The sequence below is a fragment of the Caballeronia sp. NK8 genome, from assembly GCF_018408855.1.
Taxonomy (GTDB): domain Bacteria; phylum Pseudomonadota; class Gammaproteobacteria; order Burkholderiales; family Burkholderiaceae; genus Caballeronia.
In genome coordinates this window covers 414,993-430,607 of record NZ_AP024324.1, presented here as the reverse complement: position 1 = coordinate 430,607, position 15,615 = coordinate 414,993, and the positions used below count along the sequence as shown (strand labels likewise).

Below are 15,615 nucleotides of genomic sequence, written 5' to 3'. Positions count from 1 at the left end.
AGTAGCTTATCAATTCTGGTTCGTTAATGCAACCAGAATGTACGGGCGACTCGATAGCTGTTGCCTAAGGCTGTTCGCTGAACAGACTGGATCTGGCAACAGTCATGTTCGTCACTTCCGTCCAAAATGTCTCATGAATATTGGTTGCATAAAACTACTAGAATGGCTACCATCACGCTGACATGTTTCAGGTCGGGCCCGCGCTGAACCATCGATGTGGCGCTCGACATCGATCCCATATCGCAAGCGTTCAGGAAATTCGCAATGCCCACTCAACAGAAAGACCCCAGTCGTGATTCGACCTATTCGTGGCCCGGTGTGCTGGCCGTCGCGCTCGGCGCACTGTCGCTGGTCGTCACCGAGTTTTTGCCCGTCGGCTTGTTGCCGGGGATCTGTCGCGACCTAGGCGTAACCGAAGGAACAGCCGGTCTTGCTGTTACCGCGACCGCAATTCTTGGTTTCATCGCCGCACCAGTCACTGCCATTGCGATCGGCCGGGCCGATCGCAAGCGGGTGCTGCTCGGGCTCACGGCACTGCTCATCATCTCCAGCGTGCTGTCATGGAAGGCAGAGACCTTTGCAACTTTGCTGATCGCGCGCGTGATCCTGGGCATCGGGGTCGGCGGATTTTGGGCGATCTCGATTACTGCTGCGGCGAAGCTTGTCCCACCGGAAAAAGTGCATGCGGCTTCGTCAATCGTGTTCGCAGGCATCTCGATCGGCTCGGTCATCGCAGTGCCGGCCGGTTCGTACATCAGTGCTCATGCTGACTGGCGCGACGGATTTATGGGTGCCAGCGTGCTCGCGATCGTTTGCTTCGCGTTGCAGCTTGTCTTTCTGCCGTCGCTCAAGATGAAGCACGGTGTGAACGTGCGCGATTTCTTCGGTTTGCTGAAGGATCCCAAGGTTCGCGGAATCTTCCTGACTGTCATTTTTATTGTGGCCGGTCAATACGCAGGTTATACCTTCGTCACCCCTTATCTGGAGCAAATCACGCACCTCAGTACCGCGATCGTGAGCATTCTCCTGTTTGCCTATGGCGTTGCGACAGTCGTTGGAAACTTCGTAGGGGGCGCCTTCGCTGGTCGTAATTTGCACAACACCGTAGTCGCAACAGTCTGGATCTTCGTGCTGTCGCTGGCGGCTATCGCGGCGTTTGCCGCCAGCCCGTTGTTTGCTGGCTTGGCGCTGCTGGTGTGGGCGGTGTCGTGGGGAATGGCGCCGGTCGGCACCCAGCTGTGGTTGTACAACGCGACGCTGCATGCGCCCGAAGCCGCGCAGGCGATGAACACGAGTGTGTTTCAGTTGTCGATCGGGCTCGGCTCGCTGGCGGGTGGTATCGCAGTCAACTATGCGGGGCTGCATAGCTCGATGTGGCTTGGGGCGCTGATTCTGGCCCTGGCGGTGCTGATGGTGTACATCATCGGCCGCATGAACCAGCAGACTGTTACCGCAGCGTAATACCTGGTTTGACAGATTGCTACCGTTCGACCGCCCCGTTTGGGGCGCGCGTTGACGTACGAGGGTAAAAGGAGAGAAGCATGCAACCGACTGCAGTTGTGGTGGGCGTGGGATCGGAGGAGGGCTTAGGTGCCGCAGTGGCCCGCCGCTTCGCTCGTGGGGGTTTTCACGTCCTCGTGGGCGGTCGGACGATCGAGAAGCTCGAGCGGGTGGTCAAGAGTCTTGGCGAAGGCAATGGCACGCCTGTTGTCGGAACCTGCGTCCCGATGCGGTCGCACACCGAGGGCCGGATGGATTGCTGAACATCGACGCCATTGCGGAAACGTATTGGCAACTGCATCTGCAACATCCGACTGCGTGGACTCAGGAAATCGATCTGCGTCCATTCAAAGAGAGCTTCTGATGCGCGCCTGTTGCGCGCCCTGCGCAACGGCTTCGTCGTGCTGCTCAGGCTCAGGTCATACAATGATCGCCGGCATCTAGTTCATCGTAATCACGCGCGACACCAACACATCCTTCGGTTGTAGCAGGCGGCCGTCTTCCGAGCGCAGTTCGAGTTTCTTGAGGGGGCGCTTCTTCTTCGCGTCCAGCGGAAGCGAGCCCAGTTCTTTAGACTCGTAAAGATACTCGCCGCCCCATTGGCCAAGGGCCACGAGAACGGGCAATAGTGCTTCGCCCTTTTCGGTCAGCGTATATTCCTGGTATGCGCTGCCATCCGACGCGGGCACGATTTCCATGATGCCCTGCTCGACCATCGACTTCAGGCGACCTGACAGGATATTCTTGGGGATGCCAAGACTGCGCTGGAACTCACTGAACCGGCCGATGCCGGCGGTTGCGTCGCGGATGATGAGTAACGACCACCAGTCGCCGATCGAGTCGAGCGCCCTGGCAATCGCACAAAGATTTCCTTCGAAGCTTTTGCGTTTCATAGCTGACTGCCTTCGCGTAACCTGCCCAGCATAGCACATATGGTTTAATAACGAAACCAATCGCATAGGAGCTTCCGATGCGCTCGTTCGAGGCTTCGCCAAAAGAGAGGCAGGCGTTTCCCATTACACAACCAGATACTCGTAGCGCCCGCGAAAATCGTTCTGTTTCACGGCCTCGGGCGATCGGTGAACGTGTGTATTGGGCCATGGGAGTGAGCGCTGCATATCGCAGCCAAAGGGTATTCAACCCCGCGCTTGCAAGGTATGCGTATACACCTCACGAAAGCAATCGACCTGCTAAGAGCCTGAAATCTAAGCGGCTGGTCTTCAGCGCCGGGCGCCGCGATCATCGTCGTGCGGTTTGTCGCGACCAAGACACGACGATGCGCATGGCTGATATCCCGACATAAGCAGTCGCTCAACGCAGTGGCGCCTATTGACCGAATTGGGTCGACGGTAACCGAACAACCCGCGAATCGCTCACGCAAAATCTCATCAAAGCCACCAGCGCACGTTGTCAACGTACACCCCGTCTACGCACCCATCCAGCTCACATGTGCGCTTACCACCCGCCAGCCTTCCGGCATCTTCACCCATGTCTGGCTCTGTCTACCGATGCGCGGTTCGCCCTCGCGCCGAAACTCGATATTGGCGACAGCGAAAGCATCGCCGTATGTCGTCACGACGCGCGCCGTGATCGTGCGCGCGAGGCCCTGGCCGGGCCGCGCGGAGCGAAACGCGCGAATCGCGTCGTAGCCGTAGAGGTTTTCGGTTGCGCCGTAGCGCAGCGTGTGCGGTGAGTCCAGGAAAAGCGTATCGAGCACAGCGACGTCGTTGGTGACGAGCGCATGCTCGTAGGCGTCGAAGGCCGCGTCGACTTCGGCGAGCACGTCCGGCCGGTTGATCTCGATCATGCGTCCGCTCCTGAAGAAAGCAACGCCTCGTCGAACGATGGCGGCGGCGGACAATGCGCGACCTGCGCCGCTTCGAGTCTGCGCGCGGCTTCGAACGCCAGATCCTCGCGCCACGGCGGCGCGATCAGTTGCACGGCGATCGGCAGGCCGCTCTGCGTGGACATCGGCACGGCGACGACCGGCAGGCCGAGGCACGACACCGGCTGCGTCAGCAAGCCGAGATTGGGCCGCACGGCGAGCCGCTCACCGTTGATGTCCATGAACTCGTCGCCGATACGCGGCGCGACCATCGGCGTGGCGGGCGCGACGAGCACGTCGTAATGTTCGAACAGTTCGAGCACGCGCATTCGCAAAGCCGCGCGCACGCGCTGCGCCTGCACGATCCACGCGGCCGGCAAAAGCGCGCCCGCAATCAGCCGGTCGCGCGACAGCGGTTCGCGTTCGTCGTAACGCGTACGCAGGTTCTCCATGTGCAACTGGCCGCCTTCCGCTGCGGTGATGAGAAACGCCGCGCCGCGCGCCGCGTCGGCATCGGGATAGTGAACTGTCTGCGACGCGCCGAGCGCCTCGGCGGCCGCCAGCGATGCTGCGCGGGCGTCGTCGTTCGCGTGATCGTCGAAATAGCCGCCCAGGCGTGCCACGCGCAATGCGCCGTGCTGCGGGTTCGCCGGTTCGAAAGCGCGCTGCGCGCACGCCGGATCGAGCGGATCGGCGCACTGCAAGGCATCGTAGATGGCGGCAAGATCGTCGACATTGCGGGCGAACGCGCCCATGTGATCGAGGCTCGCGACGAACGGATACGTGCCGTGCCGCGACAGGCGTCCATAGGTCGGCTTCACGCCGAACACGCCGCACAGCGATGCGGGCACGCGCACCGAGCCGTTCGTGTCGGTGCCGAGCGTGACGGGCACGAAGCCCGCCGCGACCGCCGCCGCGCTGCCGCCCGACGACCCGCCCGCCGAACGCGTCAAATCGTGCGGATTGCGGCACGGCCCCGCGTGAAGGTTCTCGGTCGTGAAGCCATACGCGAATTCGTCCATGTTGAGCGCACCGACGAGAATCGCGCCCTGTGCGACGAGGCGCGCGACGAGCGTCGCATCATGCGTGGCAGGCGGTGCGTTCGCGAGCACGCGCGATCCGGCGATCGTCGCGATGCCTTCGATATCGAAGAGATTTTTCGCGGCAAACGGCACGCCCGCCAGCGGCGGCAAGCTGTCGCCTCGCGCGCGCTGAGCATCGAGCGCGTCGGCTGCGATGAGCGCACGTTCACGCGTAACGGCCGTGAACGCGTTGACTTGCGCATCGTGTGCATCGATCCGTGCGAGCGTCGCTTCGATCAGTGCGCGTGCGCTGAATGCGCCGTCGGCATAGGCGCGTGCGATGGCCAGCGCGTCATCCGGAAAACGATCGTGTGCGGTCATGGGCGATACACCGGTGCAGGTTCGTCGCTCGCATCGACGCAATAGGCGAGCACGGGCACGGCAAGCTGCGCGATGCGCGCGAACTGCGCTTTCACGCGCGCGGCGGCTTCATCTGAAAGTGCCGGGAAATGCAGCGCGAGCGCGGCGTCGGCATAGGCGTCGAGCGCGGCGTCGGAAGAAGAGGACATGGCGTTCATGCTCACGAAAGAGTGGGGAAGAGTTGACGGACACGCGCGATCAACGCGCGATCACTCCCGCGCGGACCGATGAACGACAACGCGAGCGGCCCGCCGGCTTCATTCGCGACCGGCACCGTGACCTGCGGCAGGCCAGCGAACGCGGCGACCGAGTTCATCGTGAGCGCATCGCGGTAAAACACACCGATGCCTTCGGGCGATTCATCGATGGCGAGCAGCGCGCGCGGCGTCGTCGGCAACACGATGAGCGCCTGATTCACGATGCTTTCGACACGCGCGGCAAGCGTTGTGCGCAGGATGCGGCAGCGTTCGACTTCCGCGTCGTCGAGCGACTTCATCCGTGCAAAACGCGCGGCGATGTCCGCGCCGAAGCGCGGTGCATGTGCATCGATCCACGCGCCGAGCGAGGCGCGAATGGCATCGTCCTGCAAATGCTGATACACGTGCAGCCAGCGTGCGCGATCACCTGAAAAGATCTCGATCTCGTCATGCGCCGTCGACAGTTCGCGCAGGCGTCGCGCATCGTCCGGCTCGCGCTCGGCACGTGTATCGAAGGCTTCCTTGAAGAGCACGAGCGATGCGGGCGCGTCGAGCGCCGCGACGTCATCGAGCAATACGTCAGCGACGCGCGCGAGCAGCTCGCCCGAACGCCCAAACCAGCCCACGGTATCGAAGCAGGGCGCGAAGGGCAGCACGCCTTCGAGTGCGGCGTGATCGTGCGTCGTGCGAATGCCCCACAGCCCGCAAAACGCGGCGGGCACGCGCACCGAGCCGCCGGTATCGGTGCCGAGCGCGAAATCGACCTCGCCGCTCGCGACCGCCGAAGCCGACCCGCTCGACGATCCGCCCGGCAACGCATGCGGCCAGCGGGGATTCAACGGCGTGCCGTAATGCGCGTTCACGCCTTCGAGGCTGTACGCGAGTTCATCGGTGATGGTCTTGCCGTCCACCGACGCGCCTGCTGCGAGCAGCTTCGCGACACAAGGCGCGTGATGCGCGGCGGGCGCGTGCGTGGCGAGCCAGTCGGGATTGCCGCCGCCCGTCGTGACGCCGGCCACATCGATCAGGTCCTTGACGGCGAAGCGCAAGCCGTCGAGCGGGCCATGCGCGCTCGCCTCGATGCGCAGGCGCGGACCGGGAACGAAGGCGCTCATCGTGCTGCTCCTTTCAACGCGTCGGCGAATTGCAGTGAATCCGCCACGAAGCCATAGCACTTCTTTACGTTCCAGATGCTCGCTTCCGTGCAGAACCCGGGCGACGATGTCGCGCAGCAATCGGTCAGCATCACGCAGCCGTAGCCGAGGAAGTTGGCGTCGGTGAGCGTGTTCATCACGCACTGATCGGTGTTCACGCCCGCGAAGAAAAGCGTGCGCGCGCCGAGATTGCGCAGAATGCTGTCGAGCGGCGTGTCCCAGAAGCCGCTGATACGGTACTTGTCCACGCAGATGTCCTGCGGCTCGATCTCTAGTTCGTCGACGACCGCCGCCGCCCACGAGTCCTTTTCGAGCACGCGCGCGCCGTGCTCCGGCAGCGGTTCGCCGAGCCCGATGCCCGTGCCTTTCGGCTTGTAGAGATGCAGCTGGTTCGGCGGCATGTTGGCGAGGTCGGGGCGGTTGCCCCAGTTCACCCAGATCACCGGCACGCCGCTCTCACGCGCGAGCGGCAGGAGGCATTGCAATGGTGCAATCGGTGCGCGGTCCGCACTGTAATCGCCCCCGATGTGGTCCACCCACCCGCCTTTGGTGCAGAAGTCGTTCTGCATGTCGATGATCACGAGCGCCGATTTTTCGATATCGAAGCGCACCTTCTGCGGCTCCGCATCGAGTAACGCGATGCGCGGCGCGGGCGCCTGTACGGCCATGTCGACGAGCGCGCCAGTGGCATGCCAGCGGGTCTGCGCGAAAGCCCCGAGCGGGCCGCCAGGCATCGTCTGGCTTGGGTTTGATGCGTGCTCCATCGGGTTCTCCGAAGCGTGGGATCGGTGCCGGCCGGCTGTTTCGAAAGTGCAGCGCGGCGGCGTGAAACGTGAGTGTTCCTGACAACATGGGCAAGCGGTCCTTCATCGAACGGAACGCACATTGGCATCGAAGTTGCAATGTGCATTTCAGTCATGAATAACCTACTTACCGAAAGTCAACGCAAAAGGAGTGCCAGTGATGTTCAGCCTGCAACAAGCATCGCGCGAAAAATTGCGCCGCCGTCTCGTGCACCGCGTCGTCGTGACGGCGGGTGTCATCGCGCTTGCCGTGCCCGCGTTCTTTCTCTCCGATGCCTACGCCGCCGATGACGCGATGCGCGTCGGCGTGCTGATTCCGGGCTCGAAGACGGACAAGGGCTGGATGGAATCGGGCTACGACGGCGTCGTCGCGGCGCAGAAGGAGTTCGGGCCGAAGCTCAAGACGCAGATCATCGAGAACATCAACTATGCGGACATGGAGCAGGCGCTCACGAATCTCGCGACGAAAAACCAGCTCGTGATCGGCATCGGCGGACAGACGCAGGCGGCCGTGCTCAAGATCGCGAAGCGCTTTCCGAACGTGAAGTTCTCGGTCGTCGGCGGCAACAAGGGCGAAAACATGCCGCCGAACGTCGCGGGCTACGACGTGAAGCAGGCCGAAATCGCGTTCGTCGCGGGCGCGGCCGCCGCGATGCTGTCGAAGAACGGCGCGGTGAGTTATGTCGGCGGCATGGAGATTCCGTCGATCGTCAACGCGGGCAAGGAGTTCGGCAACGGCGCGCGCTACGTGAATCCGAAGGTGAAGTACTTCGAGAGCTATACCGGCGACTTCGACAACGTCTCGAAGTCGCGCGAAGCGACCGCCGCGGCCATCGCGCAAGGCGCCGACGTTCACTATCACATCCTGAACCTCGGCCTGCGCGGGCTCGAACAGGCGGCGAAGGAAAAGAATACGCACGTCATCGGCAGCTATACGGACCGTTGCGGAAGCGATCCGCTGTATATCGCGTACAGCATCACGGGCGTGGGTTATCAGGCGCAATACGCGATCGAGCAACTCGAGAAAGGGCAGTGGCAGCCGGGATACAAGGCGTTCGGCCTCGCGATGGGACCGAAGGCGTCGGGCATGGTCGTCTGCAAGTCGACGCCCGCGATGGACGCGAAGCTCAAGCAGATCGAAGACGACATCCTGAGCGGCAAGATCAAGGTGTCGGAGGGATGAGCGCGCTTCCTTCTCCGCTGCCCGAAGCCGCGCCGATTCTCTCGCTGCACGATATCGGCAAGCGCTTCGGCACGTTCACCGCACTCGATGGCGTCTCGCTCGACCTGATGCCGGGCGACGTGCATTGCCTGCTCGGCGAAAACGGCGCGGGCAAGTCGACGCTGTGCAACGTGATCTTCGGCGTGCATCAGCCGGATTCCGGTGCCATGCACGTGAACGGCGCGCCGTACCGTCCGCGCAATCCGCGCGAGGCGCTCGCGCACGGCATCGCGATGGTGCATCAGCATTTCAGTCTCGTCGACGATGCCAGCGTGCTCGACAATCTGCTGCTCGGGCAGGCGCGCGGATGGCTGAATCGTCCGCGCGAGATGCAGCGTGTGGGCGATGTGCTCGCGAGCGTCGGGCTCGAACTGGCGCTCGATGCGAAGGTCGCGGATCTGTCGGTCGGCGAGCGGCAGCGCGTGGAGATCGTGAAGTGCCTGATGCGCGAACCGCGTCTGCTGCTGCTCGACGAACCCACGGCCGTGCTGTTGCCCGCCGAGATCGATGCGCTGCTCGATACATGCGAACGCGTGGCGAGACGCGGCTGCGCCGTGGTGCTCGTCACGCACAAGCTCAAGGAGATCAGCCGCATCGCCACGCATGCGACCGTGCTGCAAGCGGGGCGCGTGGTGGCGCGCTCGGCATCGCCCGCGACGGAGATCGACAGGCTCGTCCACGCGATGATCCATCGCGAAGGCGACGACACGCCCGACGATTTCGCCGCCCAGCTCTCGCTCGTCAAGAGCGCCTCGCCGTATTCGCGCCCGCTGCAGGACGAAGTCCTGCAAATCGATGGCCTGAGCGCGCCCGATGCCGAAGGCGTGACACGGCTCGCGGACTGCACGCTCGTCGTGAATCGCGGGGAGATCGTCGGCATTGCGGGCGTGGAGGGCAATGGTCAGAGCGAACTCGGCGCGGTGCTCGCGGGCATGTCGAACGCATCGGCGGGGCGCTTTTTCATTGCGGGCCGCGACATGACTCAGGCGAGTCCGCGCGAACTGACACACGCGGGCGTGGGCATCGTGCCGGAGGATCGTCACGCGGTGGGCTGCGTCACCGGCATGAGTCTCGCCGACAATCTGCTGCTCAATCATCTCGATCGTTATACGCGCGGAGGCTTCTTGAATCGCGGCGCGATGCGCAGCGCCGCGCTGGAACTGATGCAGCGCTTCGACGTGCGCGCGAGCGGCCCCGATGCGCTGTTCGGCGGCCTTTCGGGCGGCAATCAGCAAAAGGCGGTGCTCGCGCGCGAACTGACGCTGGATCCGCTGATTTTTCTGCTCGCCGCGCAGCCGACGCGCGGTCTCGATGTCGGCGCGGTCGCCGCCGTGTATTCGCACATCCGCGCGGCGCGCGATCGCGGCGTGGGCGTGCTGCTTATTTCCTCCGAACTCGACGAGCTGATGAGCGTCGCCGATCGCATCGTCGTGCTGTATCGCGGCCGCATCATGGGCACGTGCACGCCCGAAGCCGGCAATCGCGGACGCATCGGCGCGTGGATGGCGGGCGCGGGAGAGACTGCATGAATCGCCACATGAAGCTGCAAACACCGCTCGCGTCCACGCCTGGTACGCAGAGCTGGCGCGCGCGCTGGCCGCAATTGCGGGTGGCATGCGTGATCGCGGCGGCCGTCGCTTTCGCGATGTTCGCCGCGCTCGCGCTGATCGCGCTGATGCACGTTTCCATCGCCGATGCGCTCGCCGCGTTCGCCGATGGCGCATGGGGCTCGCCGTACGCGATCGGCGCGTCGATCAATCGCAGCCTCGCGTTCGCGCTGGTCGGCACGGGCTTCGTGATCGCGAACCGCGCGAAGCTCACGAACGTCGGCGGGGAAGGGCAACTCGCGATCGGCGGCATCGTTGCGACCGCGATGAGTCTCTACGGCGGTTGCGCGCATCTGCCCTTCGGCCTGTCGTTCATCGTGCCGATGCTGTGCGCGGCTGCGGCGGGCGCGATCTGGGGTGGCGTGCCCGGCGTGCTGAAGGCGAAGGCCGGCACCAACGAAGTGATCAGCACGTTGCTGCTCTCGTTCATCGCGGTATGGCTGCTCTACTGGTGCGTGCAGAGCGAAGCGCTGCTGCGCCAGCCGATGACGACCGGCGCCACTCTGCCCGAATCGCTTGAAATTCCCGATCCGACCAAGCTGCCCGCGATCCTCGCCGCGAGCGGCATGAGCCTGAACATCGGCTTGCCGGTGACGATCGTGCTCGCGGTTGCATCCGCGATCCTGCTCACGCGCACCCGCTTCGGTCTCGCGCTGCGTGCCGCCGGGCTGAACGCCATCGCGGCGAAACGCGCGGGCTTGCCGATCGCGTCATCGCTGGTCGGTGCGCTCGCGCTCGCGGGCGCGTTCAGCGGACTCGCCGGCGCGCTGATGCTGCAAGGCGATCAATACTCGCTCAAGGCGGGCTTTTCGTCGGGCTATGGCTTCGACGGGCTCGTGGTCGGCCTGCTCGCGCGCGGATCGATCACCGGCGTGTTCGCCGCGGCGCTGCTGTTCGGCTTTCTGCGCTCGGGCGGCATCAACATGGAGATGGTCGCGCAAGTGCCTTCGGCGCTCGTGCTGATCGTGCAGGGCATCGTCACGATCGCGCTCGCGGGCGGCGCGCTGTGGCTCGACCGGGGAGAAGCACGGCGATGAATCTCGAACTTCTGGCGGTCTTCGCGGGCGCATCCATTCGTCTCTCCGCGCCGATGATGCTTGCCGCAACCGGCGAGCTCGTGAGCGAGCGCGCGGGCGTGCTCAACATGAGCGTCGAAGGCATGATGCTCACCGGCGCGTTTCTCGGCGCGACGTTCTCATGGCTCACCGGCAGCCCGTCGATCGGCCTGCTGTGCGGCATGCTCGGCGTGCTTCCGCTCGCGCTGCTGCAGGCGTTCCTGAGCGTGACCTTGCGCGCGAACCAGATCGTGACGGGCATCGGCATCAACATTCTCGCGCTCGGCGGCACGACGCTCGCTTATCGCGAGATCTTCGGTGAACGATCGAGCGCCGCGATTCCGGGACTCGCGCACTGGTCGCCGCCCGTGCTGGGCCAATTGCCCCTGATCGGCGAGCCCGTGTTCGGGCAGGTCTGGTTGCTGTATGCGGGGCTTGCGGTCTTGCTCGCCACCTCGGTCGTCATGCGCCGCACGGCGCTCGGCGTTGCGCTGCATGCAACGGGCGTCGCGCCGCGCGCGGTCGATCAGTCGGGCCTGCCGGTCGCGCGCATCCGCTACGGCGCGGTGTTGTTCTCCGGCGTGATGTCGGCGGCGGCGGGCTGCTTCATTTCCATCGGCGACATTCACACGTTCACCGAAGGCATGACCAACGGGACGGGCTATCTCGCGATCGCGGCGATCATCTTCGGCAACTGGAAGATCGGACGCACGGCGCTTGCGTGCCTGTTGTTCGGCGCGGCCACTGCGATGCAGTTTCAATTGCCGATGTTCGGCCTGCACGTGCCGACGGCGCTGCTCATCATGCTGCCGTACCTGCTCGCGCTGGTGGCGGTAGCGGGCCTGATTGGCCGGCAGACCGCGCCGCCCGCGCTCACGCAGCCGTTCAAACGCTAGCGGCGGCGCGACGGAGTACCATCGTGTTTCGTCGCGCTGTGTTCAACTCATCGATCGAATTCATGCCACGTACCGCTGTTCCCGCGAAGAACCAGAAAGACGAGCCCACGCGCCGCCAGCAGCTCGCCGCCAAAACGCGCGAGCGCATCTTCAGGATCGCCATCAGGGAGTTCGCCGACAAGGGCTTCAGCGGCGCGCGCGTCGAGACGATCGCGAACCGCGCGAAGGTGAACATCCGCATGATCTATCACTATTTCGGCGGCAAGGAAGCGCTGTATGTCGAAGTGCTCGAACATGTGCTCGCGCGGCTGCGCGAAGCGGAACTCGCCGTGACGCTCGACGTGCGGACCGTCGATCCCGCGGCCGGCATTCTCCAGCTCTACGACTTCACCGAAGGCCATTTCGCGGCGCATCCGGAATTGCTGTGCCTGCTGTCGTGGGAGAATCTGAATCGTGCGCGCTTTCTGAAGCGCTCGAAAGTGATTCAGGCGATGTCATCGCCCGTGCTCGACAAGCTGCGCACGCTGATCCGGCGCGGGGAGACGGCGGGCACCGTGCGTCGCGGCATCGATCCGCTGCATCTGTACGTGACGCTCGTGAGCCTCGCCTACTTTCACAAGTCGAACGCGTACACGATCTCCCGGATGTTCGATACCGACATGCTCGCGCCTTCATGGCAATCCGCACACAAGGCGCAGGCGCATGAACTCGTGCGCGCGTTTCTCGCGGGAGAGCGGGTGCTCGAACTGACGTAGGCGCCTCAGCGAGCCACCTTCCTCCTCCGCGCGATCGATCTCACGATCAGCAGACCGCCGAACATCACCGCGAGCGACATCAGCGTCGTCACCGTGCCGAGCGCGTAGATGACGGGCGTCGTCACCGATGTCGTCAAGCCCTGCAATTCGAGCGGCAGCGTGTTCTGATCGCCTATCGCCTGCGAGGTTCGCGCGATTTCATCCCACGAAAGCGTGAACCCGAACATGCCGACGCCGATCACGGAAGGTCCGATGATCGGCAGCACCACATGTTTGAACGACTGCCACGGCGAAGCGCCGAGATCGCGCGCCGCTTCCTCGTACGCCGGATTGAAACGGTTGAAGACCGCGAACATCACGAGCAGGCCGAACGGCAGCGTCCACGTGAGGTGCGCGCCGAGCGCCGAGGTGAAGAGACCCATCGACGTGGTCCAGCTATCCGCGAACGACTGGAAGCCCCATTCGTTCGACAGATATTTGATCAGCGAGTCGAGCAGGCGAAAGGTGAGGCCAATACCGAGCGACACGATGATCGACGGCATGATGAGACTCGCCACGGAAACATAGAACACCGCGGTATCGCCGCGAAAGCGCCGCCTGAACGCAAGGCCCGCGCTCAGTGAGAACAGCACGGTCAGCACCGTCACCGCGAGCGCGAGCTTGACGGAGCGTCCGAACGCGGCCCAGATGTCGATATCGCCGACGCCGTCGCGCAAGGCGGAGAACCAGTGCAGCGAGACGCCGCGCATCGGAAACGTGAGCCCGCCTTCGGGGCCCTGAAACGACAGAATGAAGATCGTGATGACCGGCCCATACAGAAACAGCACGAACAGCCCGAAGAGGAGCGCGAGCCAGTAGAAGCTCGCGGGCCGATGTTCCCGATGCGCGATTGCACCCGCCATGTCACAACTCCTTTCTGATATCGACGACGCGCGTCAGCGCCCATACGATCATCAGCACGACGGCGAGCAGGATGATCGCGTTGGCCGCCGCGGCGGGAAACTGCAGATAGCCGGTCTGCACCTGAATGATCTTGCCCACCGAGGCAATTTGCTGTCCGCCCATCACGCCGACGGTGAGAAAGTCGCCCATCACGATGGTGACGACGAAGATCGAGCCAATCACGATGCCCGTCTTCGATAGCGGCAGCACCACGTCGCGGATGACCTGCCAGCCGCTGGCGCCGGCGTCGCGCGCCGCTTCGAGCAGAGCACGGTCGATACGCATCATCGCGTTGAAGATCGGCACGATCATGAAGAACGTGTAGAGATGCACGAACGCGAGCACGACCGAAAAGTTCGAGTACAGCAGCCATTCGATCGGCCGATCGACGAGATGCGCGGACATGAGCGCCTGATTCACCAGTCCGTTGCGCCCGAGAAGCGGAATCCACGAGATCATGCGGATCACGTTCGAGGTCCAGAACGGAATCGTGCAGACGAGAAACAGCACGGTCTGCATCGCGGTCGTTCGCACATGAAAGGCGAGGAAGTACGCGATCGTGAAGCCGAGCACGAGCGTCACAACCCACACGATCGCGCAGAACCTGAGGGTCGACCAGTAGGTCTTGAAGGTTACGCAGACGTCCGTGAACGAACCGCAGTCGTCGAATATCGCCGCATAGTTCTTCAGGGTGAAGGCCGGGATGATCTGATATTCGTTGAAGTCCCAGAAGCTCACGATCAGCGTGATCACGAGCGGCAGTATGAAGAACAACAGGAAGGTCAGCGTGAGCGGCGTCGCTTGCAGCCACGCGCTCACGCGCCAGTGACGCACCGGCGTTTGCTTCGCCTGCTGGAGATATTCGACCGAAGCCATCGTGAGCGGCGCTCCCTTATGCGGCGATGAACTCGTTCCATTTCTGGACCATGTAGATGTTCTCGTCCATCACCGCGTTCCAGCAGGCGATCGCCCCCATGCGCTGGTTGTACGAGCCGCCGTCGCGCACGGTGCCCGCCTTCTCCAGCAACTGGCCGTCGGGCGCCTTGATGTCCTGCGCGGCGGGCTTGCCTTCCATCCAGTAGTCCCACTCGTAAGCCTGCATGTGCGACTTGGCCGTTTCGGTCACGCCGGGGTAGTAACCCTGGCGCATCAGATACGCGCCCGCCCAGCCGTCCTGGAACCAGTTGACGAATTCATACGCAGCATCCAGCTTCCTGCCCTGCAGCGAGCGGGGAAAGCCGAAGCCCGACGCCCACGAGCGATAACCTTCCTTGAGCGGCTGGAACTTGCACGCGATGCCCATCGTGCGGACCTTGGTGACGGCGGGCGACCACATCGACTGGATCACCACTTCGCCCGAGGCCATCAGGTTCACGCTCTCGTTGAAGTCGCGCCAGAACGCGCGGAACTGTCCGGCGCGCTTCGCTTCGATCAGCACCTTGATGGTCTGGTCGATCTCCGCCTTCGTCATGTTGCCCTTGTCGCCGTACTTGACCTGACCCGTCGCCTCGATCGCCATGGCCGCATCCATGATGCCGATGGCCGGAATGTTGAGCAGCGCCGCCTTCCCCTTGAACTGCGGGTTGAGCAGGTCGGCCCATGTCGTCACGGGCCGCGAGATCAGATCCGGGCGGATGCCGAGCGTGTCCGCGTTGTAGGTCGTGGGGATGAGCGTCATCCATTCGGTGGGCGTCGTGCTGAATTCGGTCGAGCGCGCGCCCTTGAGGAACATCACCTTCTTGGGCGCCGTGCCCTGATCGCCGATCTTCTTGCCGTTCACCTCTCCTTTGGTCAATACGGGCGTGATCTTGTCCGCGAGCTTGATGCGCTTCGCGTCCATGCCCGCGAGCGTGCCGGCGGGAATCAACTTTTTGAGCGAGAAGTATTCGGTGTCGACGATATCGAAGGAATTCGGCTGCGTGATGATGCGTTTGGTCACATCGTCGGTCGTGACGGGAATGTATTGAATCTCGATGCCCGTATCTTCCTTGAACTTCTTCGCGATCTCCGCGCTCTGGTTCACCGCGGTGCCGAGATAGCGCAGCGTGATTTTCTCCTGCGCGTGCACGTAGGGAAACCCGGCGATGCCCGCCGCCGCCACCGCGCCCTTGATGAAAGTGCGGCGTGACATGCCTGCGTTCGTGGTGTCTGCATCGCGTGCGCTGGCTTGTTCGTCGTTCATGGACTCTCCTCGAATTTGAAGTTGTGAATGCCTGA

The 15,615-nt window shown here is 63.5% G+C and carries 16 protein-coding genes and 1 pseudogene; 8 read left to right on the top strand and 9 right to left on the bottom strand.

Annotation, left to right across the window (positions count from 1 at the left end; genetic code table 11):
• Positions 1-264: 264 nt before the first annotated feature.
• The 3 genes and pseudogenes from NK8_RS23610 to NK8_RS42870 all read left to right on the top strand — a co-directional run.
• Positions 265-1,461 carry an MFS transporter gene (locus tag NK8_RS23610; RefSeq protein WP_162068500.1) on the top strand — a complete coding sequence of 399 codons (1,197 nt, stop codon included), beginning with the start codon at positions 265-267 and terminating at the stop codon, positions 1,459-1,461.
• An 80-nt stretch (positions 1,462-1,541) separates the two neighbouring features.
• Positions 1,542-1,763 (top strand): SDR family NAD(P)-dependent oxidoreductase, encoded by a 222-nt coding sequence (locus NK8_RS42875; RefSeq protein ID WP_225936357.1) that lies wholly within the window; start codon positions 1,542-1,544, stop codon positions 1,761-1,763.
• A pseudogene (locus tag NK8_RS42870) lies at positions 1,724-1,864 on the top strand (glucose 1-dehydrogenase); the annotation flags it as partial. The gene NK8_RS42875 and the pseudogene NK8_RS42870, both read left to right, overlap by 40 nt.
• Before the next feature lie 76 nt (positions 1,865-1,940).
• Here the strand turns inward: NK8_RS42870 and NK8_RS23600 are convergent.
• The 6 genes from NK8_RS23600 to NK8_RS23575 form a co-directional block, all read right to left on the bottom strand.
• Positions 1,941-2,393, bottom strand: a complete 453-nt coding sequence (locus NK8_RS23600; protein WP_162068499.1) for a helix-turn-helix domain-containing protein — start codon at positions 2,391-2,393, stop codon at positions 1,941-1,943.
• A gap of 533 nt (positions 2,394-2,926) precedes the next feature.
• Positions 2,927-3,307, bottom strand: a complete 381-nt coding sequence (gene hpxZ, locus NK8_RS23595; RefSeq protein ID WP_213230503.1) for an oxalurate catabolism protein HpxZ — start codon at positions 3,305-3,307, stop codon at positions 2,927-2,929.
• The gene (locus tag NK8_RS23590) at positions 3,304-4,728 is read right to left on the bottom strand and encodes an AtzE family amidohydrolase (RefSeq protein WP_213230501.1); all 1,425 of its coding nucleotides are present in this window, start codon (positions 4,726-4,728) and stop codon (positions 3,304-3,306) included. Before NK8_RS23590 ends, hpxZ begins: the two co-directional genes overlap by 4 nt.
• Positions 4,725-4,916, bottom strand: a complete 192-nt coding sequence (locus tag NK8_RS23585) for an AtzG-like protein (RefSeq protein WP_213230499.1) — start codon at positions 4,914-4,916, stop codon at positions 4,725-4,727. Before NK8_RS23585 ends, NK8_RS23590 begins: the two co-directional genes overlap by 4 nt.
• A gap of 11 nt (positions 4,917-4,927) precedes the next feature.
• Positions 4,928-6,079 carry an amidase gene (locus NK8_RS23580; protein WP_213230497.1) on the bottom strand — a complete coding sequence of 384 codons (1,152 nt, stop codon included), beginning with the start codon at positions 6,077-6,079 and terminating at the stop codon, positions 4,928-4,930.
• Entirely contained in the window at positions 6,076-6,852 is a 777-nt protein-coding gene (locus NK8_RS23575; protein WP_213231525.1) for a cysteine hydrolase, read from the bottom strand. The genes NK8_RS23580 and NK8_RS23575 overlap by 4 nt, the downstream gene beginning before the upstream one ends.
• 226 nt (positions 6,853-7,078) lie before the next feature.
• Here NK8_RS23575 and NK8_RS23570 point away from each other — a divergent pair, with 226 nt between their 5' ends.
• From NK8_RS23570 to NK8_RS23550, 5 genes are all read left to right on the top strand, one after another.
• Positions 7,079-8,104 carry a BMP family protein gene (locus NK8_RS23570; RefSeq protein WP_162068493.1) on the top strand — a complete coding sequence of 342 codons (1,026 nt, stop codon included), beginning with the start codon at positions 7,079-7,081 and terminating at the stop codon, positions 8,102-8,104.
• On the top strand, positions 8,101-9,672 hold the full coding sequence (locus NK8_RS23565) for an ABC transporter ATP-binding protein (protein WP_213231485.1): 1,572 nt from the start codon (positions 8,101-8,103) through the stop codon (positions 9,670-9,672). The genes NK8_RS23570 and NK8_RS23565 overlap by 4 nt, the downstream gene beginning before the upstream one ends.
• A complete protein-coding gene (locus NK8_RS23560; protein ID WP_213231483.1) occupies positions 9,669-10,787 on the top strand; it encodes an ABC transporter permease in 1,119 nt (372 codons plus the stop codon). The genes NK8_RS23565 and NK8_RS23560 overlap by 4 nt, the downstream gene beginning before the upstream one ends.
• Positions 10,784-11,701: an ABC transporter permease gene (locus NK8_RS23555; RefSeq protein ID WP_213231481.1), complete on the top strand. Its 918-nt coding sequence runs from the start codon at positions 10,784-10,786 to the stop codon at positions 11,699-11,701. Before NK8_RS23560 ends, NK8_RS23555 begins: the two co-directional genes overlap by 4 nt.
• A 62-nt stretch (positions 11,702-11,763) precedes the next feature.
• Positions 11,764-12,456 carry a TetR family transcriptional regulator gene (locus NK8_RS23550; protein WP_162068489.1) on the top strand — a complete coding sequence of 231 codons (693 nt, stop codon included), beginning with the start codon at positions 11,764-11,766 and terminating at the stop codon, positions 12,454-12,456.
• 5 nt (positions 12,457-12,461) lie between these two features.
• On the opposite strand, the gene NK8_RS23545 is transcribed toward NK8_RS23550, so the two are convergent.
• From NK8_RS23545 to NK8_RS23535, 3 genes are read right to left on the bottom strand one after another with little or no spacing between them, the layout of a single operon-like run.
• The gene (locus tag NK8_RS23545; RefSeq protein ID WP_213231480.1) at positions 12,462-13,358 is read right to left on the bottom strand and encodes an ABC transporter permease; all 897 of its coding nucleotides are present in this window, start codon (positions 13,356-13,358) and stop codon (positions 12,462-12,464) included.
• 1 nt (position 13,359) lies between these two features.
• The gene (locus NK8_RS23540) at positions 13,360-14,274 is read right to left on the bottom strand and encodes an ABC transporter permease (protein ID WP_213231478.1); all 915 of its coding nucleotides are present in this window, start codon (positions 14,272-14,274) and stop codon (positions 13,360-13,362) included.
• Between the two features lie 16 nt (positions 14,275-14,290).
• Complete coding sequence (locus tag NK8_RS23535) at positions 14,291-15,580, bottom strand: PotD/PotF family extracellular solute-binding protein (protein WP_213231476.1); 1,290 nt, start codon at positions 15,578-15,580, stop codon at positions 14,291-14,293.
• Positions 15,581-15,615: the final 35 nt, after the last annotated feature.